Here is a 12,280-nt window from a genome sequence, read left to right as displayed (position 1 = left end):
AGGTCCCGCTGCTGCGCGGGTTCGCCTTCAACCCGGGGAGCGCCGCATGGAAAAGATTGTCGCCACACTCAACAGCGTGATCTGGAGCCCGCCGCTGATCTGGCTGTGCCTCGGCGCCGGCCTGTATTTCTCGGTGCGCACGCGCTTCGTGCAGGTCCGCCAGGTCGGAGAAATGGTGCGGCTGATGCTGGCCGGCGGCAAATCGGAAGCCGGCGTGTCCTCGTTCCAGGCTTTGGCGATGTCGCTGTCGGGCCGGGTGGGTATCGGCAACATCGCCGGCGTCGCCACGGCGATCGCCTTCGGCGGTCCGGGTGCGGTGTTCTGGATGTGGGTTGTGGCGTTTCTCGGTGCGTCGACGGCCTACGTCGAATCGACCCTCGCGCAGATCTACAAGGAAAAGGACGACAGCGGACGTTACCGAGGTGGTCCGGCGTACTACATCGAAAAGGCGATGGGCCAGCGCTGGTACGCATGGCTGTTCGCGATCGTGACCATTGTCGCCACCGGCTTTCTGTTGCCCGGCGTGCAGGCCAACGGCATCGCCGCGGCTGCGCAGAATGCGTGGGGCCTTCCGCCTGCCGTGACGGCCGCGATCGTGGTGGTCGGGCTGGGCTTCATCATCTTCGGTGGCGTCAAGCGCATCGCGCGCTTCGCCGAGATCGTCGTGCCGTTCATGGCGCTGGCCTACATCCTGGTCGCGCTGGTGATCCTGTTCCTCAACGTCTCCGCGGTGCCGGAGATGTTCGGGTTGATCCTGCGCAGCGCCTTCGGGCTCGAAGCCGGCATGGGCGCGGTGCTCGGTCTGGCGATCGAGTGGGGCGTCAAGCGCGGCATCTATTCCAACGAAGCGGGCCAGGGCACCGGTCCCCACCACGCCGCAGCGGCGGAGGTGTCGCACCCGGCCAAGCAGGGTCTGGTGCAGGCGTTCTCGGTCTACGTCGACACCCTACTGGTGTGTTCGGCGACCGCTTTCATGATTCTGTCGACCGGCATGTACAACGTCATCGCGCCGGCCGGCGGCATGCTCTTCGAGGCGCTGCCCGGCATCGCAGTCGGCCCGGGATATGCGCAGGCGGCAGTGGAATCGGTGCTGCCGGGCTATGGCGCCGGCTTCGTTGCGCTGGCGCTGTTCTTCTTCGCGTTCACGACGATCATCGCCTACTACTACATGGCCGAAACCAACATCGCCTATCTCAACCGGCGCATGCACCGGCCGTGGATGGTGTTCGTGCTGCGCATCGTGATCCTCGCCGCAGTGACGTTCGGTTGCATGCGCACGGCGGAAATGGCGTGGACGCTGGGCGATATCGGCGTCGGCTTGATGGCCTGGCTCAACATCGTCGCGATCCTGATTCTGCAGAAGCCGGCGCTGGTTGCGCTGCGCGATTACGAAGCCCAGCAAAAGCAGGGCCTCGACCCCACATTCGATCCAGACCGGCTCGGCATCCGCAACGCCGACCTCTGGCGCAAGGCCCCCTGATATGACGAAGTCCCCCTGGTCCGGCGGCAGCCGCGACACGCCCCGCACGCCGTCACCCGCGCCTGGCCGCGACAGCCCGTGGGGCGCACGTGCGCGTCCTGCGACGCCCGCACCGTCACCGCCGCGCGCTGCTGCGCCGCGGCCTGATGCGCGTGTGGACGAGGCGGAGGTCGGCGAGACCGAAGACCGCCGCGAGATGCGGCTCTACGGTCGCAACGCGATCGATGCCGTGTTCGCGCGACGTCCCGAGGCGATCCGCAAGCTGTACCTGCTCGAGGCACGCATTCCACAGCTGCAGCCGCTGCTGAAGTGGTGCGCGGCGAACCGCGTCGGCTATCGCGTCGTCGCCGAGGACGATCTGCGCAAGCTCGCCGCCAGCTCCCACCACGAAGGTGTCGTTGCCGACGTGCTGCGGGAAGCACCGCAGTCGCTCGGCACCTGGCTACAGACGCTGCCGGCCGGCCCGGTCTGCGCCCTGTGGCTCGATGGCGTGGGCAACCCGCACAACCTCGGCGCGATCCTGCGTTCGGCCGCGCACTTCGGTGCCGGTGCGATCCTGCTGCCCAAGACCTCGCCGCTGGCGCTGTCTGGCGCGGCTGCGCGCGTGGCGGAAGGTGGCGCCGAATCCGTCCCCTTCGTGCGCCTAGGCCGGGACGACAACGCAATCGCCCAGCTGCGCAGCGTCGGCTTCTCGCTCGCGGCGACCGTGGTGCGTGGCGGCGACAGCGTGTTCGCACGTCCGCTCCCCGAGCGGGTCGTGTTCGTGATCGGCTCGGAAGGCGAAGGCATGGATCCCGAGCTCGCCAAGGCCTGCGACCTGCGCCTGGGCATTCCCGGCAGCGGCAAGGTCGAAAGTCTCAACGTCGCATCGGCAACAGCCGTGCTGCTGGCGCAGTGGACGGCGCAGCGCTGCTGAATTGCATGCTCCAGTCGCGGCCGTCAGGTGGCCGCGATGGATGCGCACAGAGGCCCGATTGCGGCCACTGGTCCAGCCCGGGGAGACACTCCAGACTCCGAGGGGACGCACTCGCGCGCGATGAGGCTTGGTCGGAAGGCCCCGTCGCGCGCAAGCGCGCACCTGCGGATCATGCGCGCCGTCAGTGCTCCGGCGTTTCTTCGGTCTTCGTCGCGCTACCGAACCCGGCTTCCGACTCCGCCGCCAGCCACGCGAACACCGCGTAGGCCGCGGTGTTCTGCGCGACGGCGTCGGGATCGACCTTGTCCAGCGTGTCGTTGGCGTTGTGGTGCAGGTCAAAGTAGTCGGTGCCGTCCTGACCCAGCCAGCCCCAGGCGCCGCCCTTGGCGGCCAGCGGAGAGATATCCGGGCCCGGGCCGCCCTTGTCCTGCAGGTAGTCGATGCCGAGCGGGCGCAGCACTTCGGCGATCGCGTCGCTGGTCGCACGCTGTCCGGCCGGGGCGCTGGTGTTGAAGCCGTAGATGCGGCCGGCGCCGAAGTCGCTTTCCGCGCCGACGATGTGCTTGGCGATGATCTCGGGGCCGCCATGTGCCTCGGCGTAGGCGCGCGCGCCGAGCAGGCCCTGTTCCTCGTTTGCGAACGCGACCACGCGCACCGTGCGGCGCGGGCGCTGCGGCAGCTGCGCGATCAGATGGCCGGCGGCCATGGTGATGCCGACGCCGGACGCATCATCGACTGCGCCGGTGCCGAGATCCCAGGAATCGAGATGGCCGGCGATCAGCACGATTTCGTCCGGCGCTTCGCGGCCGGTGAGCTCGCCAATGACGTTCTGTGAGGTGTACTCGCCGTTCCAGCCGACATCCAGCGCCAGATGCACCTGCACCGGTCCGCGCGTGAGCAGGCGCGCGAGCTGGTCGGCATCGGGCAGTGACAGCGCGGCCGACGGAATCGGGGTGACGTCGGCATCGAAACGGGTGATGCCGGTATTGGCGACGCGATGCGGGCTGGTGCTGATCGAACGCATCAGATAGCCGGCGGCGCCCTTGCGCGCGGCGATCGACGGTCCGCGTCCACGCACCGGGCCGGCAGCGCCGTAGCCGCTGCCGTCGCGCGAGCGCGCCATCGGCACGTCGAGGAAGGCGAGCTTGCCGCGCACTGTCGCGGGATCGGCCGCCTCCAGTGCGGCAATGCTGTCGAAGCGCACCAGTTCGGCAGTGACATCGCCCGCAGGGCTGCCACCCAGGGCGGTGATCACCAGCGGCTGCGCATATGCGCCGACGACGGCCGCGTGTTCGCTGCGACGCTCCCACTTCGGGAACGTCACAGGCTCGGTCCAGACCTTGTCGTAGCCCAGCGCCTCGAAGCGCGCCTTGGCCCAGGCGACGGCGCGCGCATCCGCTTCGCTGCCGGGCAGGCGCGGACCGATTTCGGTGGTCAGCGATTCGATCAGCGCATAGGCGGTGCCGTCCTGCGCGGCACGTTCGCGCAGTTGCGCAGCCTCTTCGAGCGCGGCCGGCGAGAGCGGTGCGGCTTCACGCGATTGCGCGAACGCGGGAGACCCGGCGAGCAGTGCGGTCGACAACAGGGCAATGGCCAGTGGCCTGATGGACGGGACGCGCATACGGACGACTCCAGCAATGAAAGGATCGGCGAAACAGAAACGGGCCGCGGCATTGTCGCGCGCGGCCCGTCGGATTGCGAAAGCGTGATCTGGCTCGCTGCGTCAGGGTTGCGGACGCAGCGAATCGCGGATCTCGCGCAGCAGCTTCACTTCTTCGCTCGGCTCGGCCGGCTTGGCCGGTTCCGGCGCCTCGGCCTGCTTGCGCTTCAGCCGGTTGATGAACTTGACCGCGAGGAAGATCGCGAACGCAACGATGGTGAACTGGATGAGGGTGTTTATGAAGATGCCGTATCCGATCGTGACCGCCGGAATCTCCTCGCCGGTGGCGGCATCGAGCGTCGCTGCGCGCAGCGTGATCGCAAGCTCGGCGAAGTCGACGTTCCCGATCAGCATCCCGATCGGCGGCATGATGATCTGGTCGACCAGTGCGGTGACGATCTTGCCGAACGAAGCGCCGATGACCACACCGACGGCGAGGTCGATGACGTTGCCGCGGACCGCGAATTCCTTGAATTCGGACAGAATGCCCATGGATCACTCCTGCACTGGATTGGGGAAACGAACGCGGGCGACTATACCGACGGCGAAGTGATCCGCAGATGCAGTTCGATCACGTCGTCGAGCCTGGCCACGCAACGATCGCCGGGCTGCAGCGCGGCCACGCCTGCAGGCGTGCCCATGAAGACGAGATCGCCGGCGCGCAGTGCGAACAGCTTCGACAGTTCGTGGAGGATTTCGGGCACGTCCCAGATCAGCTGGTCGAGCGTCGACACCTGGCGCTCTACGCCGTTGACCTCAAGGCTGAGCGTGCGCGATTCGAGTGCGCCGATCTGTGCGGCGGGCACCAGTTCGCCGACCGGCGCGGACGCGTCGAAGCCCTTGGCGATGTCCCACGGCAGGCCTTTGGCCTTGGCCGCCGCCTGCAGGTCGCGGCGCGTGAGATCGAGGCCGACGGTATAGCCGAACACCAGTGCCTGCGCATCCTCGACCGCGAGCACGCCCGCTGGCGCGTCCGCGCCGAGCGCGACGACCAGTTCGACTTCGTGATGCAGATCGTGCGTGGCGCTGGGGTAGGGCACCGTATCGCCGGTGACCACCGCATCGGCCGGCTTGGCGAAGAACACCGGTGTGCCGCGCTCGGCCTTCGAGGCAGGTGCCTGTGCGCCCATCTCCTTCGCATGGTCGGCGAAGTTGCGGCCGACGCAGTAGACACGGCGCACCGGAAAACGGCCGCCACCCCGCACCGACAGGCGCACGGGCTCAGGAGCGGGCACGACATCGCGCGCGGGATCGGTCATCGCGGGTCCTCGGCGCTGCAGCGCGCCATCAAGTAAAGGCAGGCGCGGCGCGCTGGCCGCGTCGGTGGATCAGCGCAGTGCGGCGTGGTCGCGATTGCGGACGACGCGGTACTCGGCATCGACGATGCGCGCGTCGCGACGCGGTGCGGTGGGGCGCGCGAGCAAGCGACGGGCGATGCCGAACAGGATCATCGCAGCGCCGATGAATACGCCGGCGACGAGCAGCACCGCGAGCATCGCCACGCCGACCAGGCCGAGCGCGATGCGCAGCAAGGGATGACGCGGTTTGCGCGGCGCGAACATCGCGCGCACACCGGAGGCGTCGAATCGGGCATGGAGATCGCGGAAGAAGGGCTTGGACATGGGTTCCGTCAACGTCGTGACACAATGCGGTCTATGTGACCGGCGACCAGTATCGGGCCGGGGCCGACCGGAGTTGTAATGTCTTCGTTAAATCCACGTGAGGGGCGGACGCTGTTGCTCGCGCTCGATGCCATCACCGACGGCGGATTCACTGAAGTGGAAGCGACCCTGGATGGCGATGCCGAGTCCCTGGTGCTGTTCCGCGAGGGTGCGCGCGTGCAGGCGTGGTTGAACATCTGTCCACATGCGGGGCGTCGTCTCGACTGGGCGCCGGGGCAGTTTCTGCGCGCGAAGACCGGTGAGCTGGTGTGCGCGGCGCACGGCGCGAGTTTCTCGCTGGTCGATGGCATGTGCGTGGCCGGCCCGTGCCGGGGCGAGTCGCTGCGCGCGGTGCCGGTCAGCGTGCTGGACGGGCAGGTCGTGCTGGACTGAGTGCGGCGCGGTGGGCCCAGCTTGTGCCGCCGGCCCGGGACGCGAGCGATGCAGGTGGATCAGAACAGCAGATTGACCATCAGCACGATGATCGCCGTGTAGAGCAGCGAGATCGGCAGACCGATCCGCCACAGCTCGCGCGCCTTGTAGCCGGCCGGACCGATGATCATCGACATCACCGGATTCGACTGGGTCATGAAGTTGTTCGATGCCGACAACGCGACGATCAGCGCGAACGCCGTCGGATTGCCGCCCACTGCGAGCGCGAGATTGATCGCCAGCGGCACCACGACGATCGTCGCGCCGACGTGGCTGATGACCAGCGAGAACGCCGCGGTCAGCAGCGCCACCGCGATTTCCAGCACCCAAATCGGCAGGCCGCTGGGCAGGCGTTCGATCGTGTGTCCCGCGACCCAGGCCGCAGCGCCGCTGGAGTCCATCGCCCAGCCCAGCGGAATCAAGCAGGCCATCAGGAACACGGTTTTCCAGTTGATCGCGCTGTAGGCCTCGTCCATTTTCAGCACGCCGAACACCAGCATGCCGGCGACACCGGCCATCAACGCGACCGAGGTCGGCACGCGCGAGGACAGCGCGATCAGCATCGTCACCGCGAAGATCGCCATTGCGATCTTGAACTTGTGCGGGCGCTGCTCGCCCTTCGGGTAATCGGTGACGATGATGAAATCGAGCGACTTGGCGGTCTTCGCCAGGTCCTGCCAGATGCTGTGCAGCACCAGCATGTCGCCGGCGCGCAGCGTCATCGAGCGCACGTCTTCGCGGATCACCTGCTTGTCGCGGTTGATCGCCAGCAGGCGCACGCCGTACTTCTTGCGCAGGCTCAGTTCCGACGCCGACTTGCCGATGAACTTCGACGTCGGCGGCACCACTGCCTCGGCGATGCCGGCGCGGCTGGGATTGAACAGGTCGCCGAAGTTGCGCAGACGCGTGCTCAGACGCAGGAACTGGTTCTGGGCGAAATCGGCCACCTGCTGGCGCTGGCCCATCGCGCCGATCACGCTGCCGACCCAGATGCGTGCATCGGCCGGCGGCGCAAGCCGGGACTCGTTCTCCGATTTCAGTGCGAGCAGCACCGGCGCATCGTGGATCGATTCCGCTTCGCCGAACGTCATGCCCACCAGCGGACTTTCGGCGGTGACGATGAGTTCGTAGATGTCGCCGTCGATGCCATAGGCGCTGGCGAAATAGCTCTGCGTGCGCGCCGGGGTGACATTGCCTTCGCTGCCGTCCTCGAGCGCGCGCAGTTCGCGGTTGCCGCGAAAATGGAAGTAGGCGAGACCGGCCGCCAGCAGCGCCAGACCGATCGGCAGCGGCGCGAACATGTTCAGCGATTCGAGCGTCGCCGCGCCCGAGGGCAGGTTGGCATTGGCCGCGGTCAGCAGGTCGTTGAGCAGAATCAACGGCGATGAGCCGACCATCGTCAGCGTGCCGCCCATGATCACTGCCACGCAGATCGGCAGCAGCATCTGCGCAAGCCGCAGGCCGGAGCGCGAGGCCAGACGCGCGGCGACCGGCATGTACAGCGCCATCACCGACGGGTTCTGCATCACCGAGGAATTGAGGCCCGCAATACCGGCGGTCAACATCAGCAGCCGGTCTTCCCGGCCCTTGGCGCGTCGCAGCAGCCAGCCTGCGAGGCGGTTCAGTGCGCCCGTGCGGTCCAGGCCCATGCCGAGAATCATCGTAGCGATGACGCTGATCGTCGCGTTCGATGAGAAGCCGTTGAACACGTCCTCCGGCGCGACCAGACCGGTGAGGCCCAGCATCACCAGCACCACCAGCGCCACGAGATCCGCACGCACGCGCTGGAACACGAACAGCACCATCGTCAGGCCCACGAGGGCCAGGACGATCTTCATGTCGGTGGTGAGGGCGAGCGCGGTGTCCATTACGGCCGGGATGCGGAGATCGAGATGACCGGACGTTCGTCCGTTGAAAGCCGGGATTGGGAATGCTGCCGCCACAGTACGGGTGAGGCCCGCCTACGGGATGTGCGGAGCGATGCAAGCGAGCGGTCGGGCGCCTTTTCCAATCCCCAATCCCCTATCCCGAATCCCGGTCGTAGAGCAGATCCCAGACGCCGTGCCCGAGCTTCTGCCCGCGTGTTTCGAAATGGGTCTGCGGCCGCCACGGCGGTCGCGGCACGTGGCCACGTGGGCCGGCGCGATTGCGCAGGCCCGGTGTCGCATCGAGCACGTCCCACATCTGTTCTGCGTAATCGGCCCAGTCGGTCGCCAGGTGCAGGCGGCCATCAGCGCTGAGCTTGCGCACCAGCAGCGCGGCGAACTCGGGCTTCACCAGCCGGCGCTTGTTGTGGCGCTTCTTGTGCCAGGGATCCGGGAAATAGATGCGGATCTCGTCGAGCGCGCCGTCGGCAATCTCGTGTTCCAGCACTTCGACCGCGTCGTGGTGATACACGCGCACATTGTCGTTGCCGTCCTCGGCCAGCGCATTGAGCACGCGTCCGACGCCTGGCGCGTGTACTTCGATGCCGATGTGGTCGCGTGCGGGATCCAGTTGCACCGAGTGCCGCAGCGCCGCGCCGTTGCCGAAGCCGATCTCGACGATGCGCGGCGCGCTGCGGCCGAAGGTGGCGTCGAAATCGCGCGGCGTGCCCTGGTAGTCCAGGCCGAATTTCGGCCACGCGTCATCGAACGCGCGCTGCTGGGCCGGCGTGAACCGGCCCTGGCGCAGCACGAAGCTGCGGATCTCGCGACGGCCTTCGGTCGCCGTGAACGGCTTGGGCGGGGCCTTGGCACCTTCGCTGGAAAACGGGTTGGTCATCGCGCGCCGATCAGCCCAGCAAACCGTCGACCGGCGAAGACGCGCTTGCGAAGCGCTTGCGCGGAATGCGGCCGGCAAGAAACGCCTCGCGACCGGCCTCGACCGCCTTGCGCATCGCGCTGGCCATCAGCACCGGATCGCGCGCGCCGGCGATCGCGGTGTTCATCAGTACGCCGTCGCAGCCGAGTTCCATCGCGATCGCTGCATCCGACGCAGTGCCGACGCCCGCGTCGACGATGATCGGCACCTTGGCGTTCTCGATGATCTCGATGAGGTTGTACTTGTTCTGGATGCCGAGGCCCGAACCGATCGGCGCGGCCAGCGGCATCACCGCGGCGCAGCCGATCTCTTCCAGACGCTTGGCCAGGATGGGATCGTCGGAGGTGTAGACCATGACGTCGAAGCCGTCCTTGACCAGTTGCTCGGCGGCCTTGAGCGTCTGCACCACGTCGGGGAACAGCGTGCGCTGGTCGCCCAGCACTTCGAGCTTGGTCAGGTTGTGGCCGTCGAGCAGTTCGCGCGCCAGGCGGCAGGTGCGCACCGCGTCTTCGGCGGTGTAGCAGCCGGCGGTGTTGGGCAGGATCGTGTAGCGGTCCGGCGGCAGCACGTCGAGCAGGTTGGGTTCGCCCGGGTTCTGGCCGATGTTGGTGCGGCGGATCGCCACGGTGACGATCTGCGCGCCTGCGGCCTCAGTCGCGAGACGGGTCTCGTCGAGATCCTTGAACTTGCCGGTGCCGGTCAGCAGGCGGGAGGAATAGGTCTTGCCGGCGATGATCAGGCCGACATCAGCGGGGGAGGCAGTGGTCATCGGGGGATTATCGCCGATGCGGCAGGGGCATGTGGGCGTTCACGATCAGCGCATCGACACCAGGCGTCATGTCGTGCGACGCCCAGGACGCTTCATCAGGCAGGCTCGCCATTCATAGGGCATCGCCCGGCTTCGGATCGTCGGTCCGATGACCATCACTGCGCAGTCCACAGGACCTTCGGCTCAGGCGCGAAGCGGTGCTTCGCACGCGGTCGGCCTCGCCGCGCGGACATTCGCCCCTGCGGCCGACGCCGGATGGCACCGCCGGCCGCACGCGACAGGTCACCCGCCGCCCAGCGCGTGCACGATCTCGACCTGATCGTTCTCGTGGATCGTGTGCTCGGCGTGGCGACCGCGCGGCACGATCTCGCCGTTGACCTCGACCGCGACGCGGCGGTCGGCCAATCCCTGTTGCGCGAGCAGTGCGGCGATGGTGCTGCCGGTGTCGATGGCGAGATCCTCGCCGTTGAGTCGGATGTGCATGGCGGAATTGTCGCCGCATCGGGCAGCCGACGCACGCGTGCCGCACTGCGGCGTGCCGGCGCCGGAAACGGCGTGGGATGATCCCGCGATTCGGCGCCATGCGCTGCCGGATGGACCGGCGGGAACGCGCCGGCCAACATCAATTCCCAGGAGAACCCCCCAGATGTCGCCCAGGCCCATCCGTGCCGCCCTTGCTGTTGCGCTCGCCGCTGCCGCCACCCTTCCCGCATTCGCTGCCGAGCCGTTCTCGCGCACGGTGTTCTTCGGCGACAGCCTCACTGATTCGGGTTACTTTCGCCCGGTCATCGTCGGCTCCATCGGCCCCTCGGGCGCGATCCTGGGCCGTTTCACCACGAATCCGGGCCTGACCTGGGCCGAACACGTCGCCGATCGATACGGCACCAGCGCGGGCGCGAACGGCAATGGCCAAACCGGCGACAACTACGCTGCAGGCGGCGCCCGCGTGTCGGCGCCTGCCGTCACCGCGCTCGGGCTGGCGCCGTCGCTGGCCTCGCAGGTCAACACCTATCTGTCCGCCAACGGCGGCCGCGCCGATGCGAATGCGCTGTACACCGTGTGGGGCGGCGCCAATGATCTGTTCGCGGTCGCTGCAAACCCTGCGCAAGCGCAGCAGATCATCGGCTCGGCGGTCACCGCGCAGGTCGGCCTCGTCGGCACGCTGCAGGGCGCGGGCGCCCGCTATGTGCTGGTGCCGTCGATCCCGGACATCGGCCTGACTCCGCAGTCGCGCGCTGGCCGCCCCGTCGCGATGGCGACCGGCACCGCACTCGCCAACACTTACAACACCGCCCTTTATGGCGGCCTGGCCAGCCAGGGTTTGCGGGTGATCCCGGTCGACACCTTCCACTTCCTGCAGGAGGTCTCCGCCGATCCCGCGCTGTACGGCTTCACTAACGTGACTTCGGCCGCGTGTGGCGCGCAGCCCGGCATCGGCGACTCGTCGGTGTTCTGCAACCCGAACTCGTTTGTCACCCCGTCCGCGGCCGACACGTATCTGTTCGCCGATGGCGTGCACCCGGCCAGCCGCGCGCACGAAATGATCGCCGACCTCGCGATCGCGATGATCGACGGTCCGCAGCAGATCGCGGTACTGCCGCAATCGGCCACGGTGACCGGCCGCGCCCGCGCCGATCGCATCAACAACCGCCTGAGCCTGGCGCCGGCACGCAGCGAGGGCCGCAGCTGGTGGGCCGACGTGCGCGCCGACATGCAGCGCTACGACCATGGCGACGCCTATGACGGCGTGGGCCCGGCGCTGACCGCAGGGCTGGACTGGACCTCGGGCAACACGACCTTCGGCGGCTTCGTGGGTTACGGCAAGCAGGGCAACGACTGGGGCATGCGGCGCGGCAACTGGGACCAGACCGAAGCCACGGTCGGCGGCTTCGTCGGCTGGCGCGCCGACAGCGGCGCCTGGGTCAACGCGCAGCTGAGCTACACCTGGCTCGACTTCGACACCGAGCGCACCGTGCAGATCGGCCCGGCGACCCGCGTCCACACCGGCCAGGCCGACGGCAGCAATGTCACCGCGGCGATCGGCGCCGGCTGGAACTTCGGTGAAGGCGCGCTGCAGCACGGCCCCGTGCTGTCGCTGGTTGCGCAGCGCATCGAGGTCGACGGCTTCGCCGAAAGCGATCCGACGGTCTCGAGCTCGCTGGCGTATCCGTCGCAGGACATCGACTCGCTGATCGGCAGCGCCGGCTGGCAGTTCGCCTACGCCGCCAGTGACAGCTTCCGTCCGTATGCGCGCCTCACCATCGACCGCGAGTTCGAAGACGCACCGGCCGAGGCCTTCGCCCAGTCGCAGTCGCTGCCGTCGACGCTGCCCTACGCGGTGCCCGCGCGCGGCTACGACAACAGCTATGCCACCGCAACGCTGGGCACGCAGACCACGCTGTTCGGCCTCGATGCCAACGTCGGCGCCAGCCTGACGGTCGGTCAGAAGGGCGGCAGCCACACGACCGCGTTCGCGACGATCGGCGCCGGCTTCTGAAGCCGGCTTCTGAAGGCAACGGCGCCCGACCGGCGTCGTTGCCAATGCGCGCAGGCCCGGCAT

Annotated in this window: 12 protein-coding genes; 4 read left to right on the top strand and 8 right to left on the bottom strand. The window is 68.0% G+C overall.

The annotated features are described in order from the left end of the window. The first annotated feature begins 46 nt into the window (after positions 1–46). Both J2W68_RS01945 and J2W68_RS01940 read left to right on the top strand, forming a co-directional pair. Positions 47–1,480 carry an alanine/glycine:cation symporter family protein gene (locus tag J2W68_RS01945; RefSeq protein WP_310232191.1) on the top strand — a complete coding sequence of 478 codons (1,434 nt, stop codon included), beginning with the start codon at positions 47–49 and terminating at the stop codon, positions 1,478–1,480. 1 nt (position 1,481) lies between these two features. Next, positions 1,482–2,396 (top strand): TrmH family RNA methyltransferase, encoded by a 915-nt coding sequence (locus tag J2W68_RS01940; protein WP_310232190.1) that lies wholly within the window; start codon positions 1,482–1,484, stop codon positions 2,394–2,396. A 181-nt stretch (positions 2,397–2,577) separates the two neighbouring features. On the opposite strand, the gene J2W68_RS01935 is transcribed toward J2W68_RS01940, so the two are convergent. From J2W68_RS01935 to J2W68_RS01920, 4 genes are all read right to left on the bottom strand, one after another. After that, positions 2,578–4,002, bottom strand: a complete 1,425-nt coding sequence (locus tag J2W68_RS01935; RefSeq protein WP_310232443.1) for a M28 family peptidase — start codon at positions 4,000–4,002, stop codon at positions 2,578–2,580. Between the two features lie 117 nt (positions 4,003–4,119). Next, positions 4,120–4,548 carry a large-conductance mechanosensitive channel protein MscL gene (gene mscL / locus J2W68_RS01930; protein ID WP_310232187.1) on the bottom strand — a complete coding sequence of 143 codons (429 nt, stop codon included), beginning with the start codon at positions 4,546–4,548 and terminating at the stop codon, positions 4,120–4,122. A 41-nt stretch (positions 4,549–4,589) separates the two neighbouring features. Then, positions 4,590–5,315, bottom strand: a complete 726-nt coding sequence (locus tag J2W68_RS01925; RefSeq protein ID WP_310232184.1) for a fumarylacetoacetate hydrolase family protein — start codon at positions 5,313–5,315, stop codon at positions 4,590–4,592. 69 nt (positions 5,316–5,384) lie between these two features. Continuing rightward, positions 5,385–5,678 carry a hypothetical protein gene (locus J2W68_RS01920; protein WP_310232182.1) on the bottom strand — a complete coding sequence of 98 codons (294 nt, stop codon included), beginning with the start codon at positions 5,676–5,678 and terminating at the stop codon, positions 5,385–5,387. A 78-nt stretch (positions 5,679–5,756) separates the two neighbouring features. On the opposite strand from J2W68_RS01920, the gene J2W68_RS01915 reads away from it, so the two are divergent. Beyond that, positions 5,757–6,110 carry a Rieske (2Fe-2S) protein gene (locus tag J2W68_RS01915; protein WP_310232180.1) on the top strand — a complete coding sequence of 118 codons (354 nt, stop codon included), beginning with the start codon at positions 5,757–5,759 and terminating at the stop codon, positions 6,108–6,110. Positions 6,111–6,169: 59 nt separating this feature from the next. On the opposite strand, the gene J2W68_RS01910 is transcribed toward J2W68_RS01915, so the two are convergent. The 4 genes from J2W68_RS01910 to thiS all read right to left on the bottom strand — a co-directional run bounded on the left by J2W68_RS01910 (position 6,170) and on the right by thiS (position 10,203). Next, the gene (locus J2W68_RS01910; RefSeq protein ID WP_310232177.1) at positions 6,170–8,017 is read right to left on the bottom strand and encodes an SLC13 family permease; all 1,848 of its coding nucleotides are present in this window, start codon (positions 8,015–8,017) and stop codon (positions 6,170–6,172) included. 154 nt (positions 8,018–8,171) lie between these two features. After that, complete coding sequence (gene trmB, locus J2W68_RS01905) at positions 8,172–8,912, bottom strand: tRNA (guanosine(46)-N7)-methyltransferase TrmB (RefSeq protein WP_310232174.1); 741 nt, start codon at positions 8,910–8,912, stop codon at positions 8,172–8,174. Between the two features lie 10 nt (positions 8,913–8,922). Beyond that, positions 8,923–9,720 carry a thiazole synthase gene (locus tag J2W68_RS01900; RefSeq protein ID WP_310232170.1) on the bottom strand — a complete coding sequence of 266 codons (798 nt, stop codon included), beginning with the start codon at positions 9,718–9,720 and terminating at the stop codon, positions 8,923–8,925. Between the two features lie 282 nt (positions 9,721–10,002). Further along, positions 10,003–10,203, bottom strand: a complete 201-nt coding sequence (thiS, locus tag J2W68_RS01895; protein ID WP_310151550.1) for a sulfur carrier protein ThiS — start codon at positions 10,201–10,203, stop codon at positions 10,003–10,005. A 163-nt stretch (positions 10,204–10,366) separates the two neighbouring features. Here thiS and J2W68_RS01890 point away from each other — a divergent pair, with 163 nt between their 5' ends. Beyond that, positions 10,367–12,217: an autotransporter domain-containing protein gene (locus J2W68_RS01890; RefSeq protein ID WP_310232168.1), complete on the top strand. Its 1,851-nt coding sequence runs from the start codon at positions 10,367–10,369 to the stop codon at positions 12,215–12,217. Positions 12,218–12,280: the final 63 nt, after the last annotated feature.

The sequence above is a fragment of the Luteimonas terrae genome (assembly GCF_031457535.1).
Taxonomy (GTDB): domain Bacteria; phylum Pseudomonadota; class Gammaproteobacteria; order Xanthomonadales; family Xanthomonadaceae; genus Luteimonas; species Luteimonas terrae_A.
This window is presented reverse-complemented; position numbering and strand designations above follow the sequence as displayed.

What these genes read in the sequence shown, in the direction of transcription:
- J2W68_RS01945 (WP_310232191.1), top strand. Translation starts at nt 47, where the DNA reads ATGGAAAAGATTGTCGCCACACTCAACAGCGTGATCTGGAGCCCGCCG.
- J2W68_RS01940 (WP_310232190.1), top strand. Translation starts at nt 1,482, where the DNA reads ATGACGAAGTCCCCCTGGTCCGGCGGCAGCCGCGACACGCCCCGCACG.
- mscL (WP_310232187.1), bottom strand. Translation starts at nt 4,548, where the DNA reads ATGGGCATTCTGTCCGAATTCAAGGAATTCGCGGTCCGCGGCAACGTC.
- J2W68_RS01925 (WP_310232184.1), bottom strand. Translation starts at nt 5,315, where the DNA reads ATGACCGATCCCGCGCGCGATGTCGTGCCCGCTCCTGAGCCCGTGCGC.
- J2W68_RS01920 (WP_310232182.1), bottom strand. Translation starts at nt 5,678, where the DNA reads ATGTCCAAGCCCTTCTTCCGCGATCTCCATGCCCGATTCGACGCCTCC.
- J2W68_RS01915 (WP_310232180.1), top strand. Translation starts at nt 5,757, where the DNA reads ATGTCTTCGTTAAATCCACGTGAGGGGCGGACGCTGTTGCTCGCGCTC.
- J2W68_RS01910 (WP_310232177.1), bottom strand. Translation starts at nt 8,017, where the DNA reads ATGGACACCGCGCTCGCCCTCACCACCGACATGAAGATCGTCCTGGCC.
- trmB (WP_310232174.1), bottom strand. Translation starts at nt 8,912, where the DNA reads ATGACCAACCCGTTTTCCAGCGAAGGTGCCAAGGCCCCGCCCAAGCCG.
- J2W68_RS01900 (WP_310232170.1), bottom strand. Translation starts at nt 9,720, where the DNA reads ATGACCACTGCCTCCCCCGCTGATGTCGGCCTGATCATCGCCGGCAAG.
- thiS (WP_310151550.1), bottom strand. Translation starts at nt 10,203, where the DNA reads ATGCACATCCGACTCAACGGCGAGGATCTCGCCATCGACACCGGCAGC.
- J2W68_RS01890 (WP_310232168.1), top strand. Translation starts at nt 10,367, where the DNA reads ATGTCGCCCAGGCCCATCCGTGCCGCCCTTGCTGTTGCGCTCGCCGCT.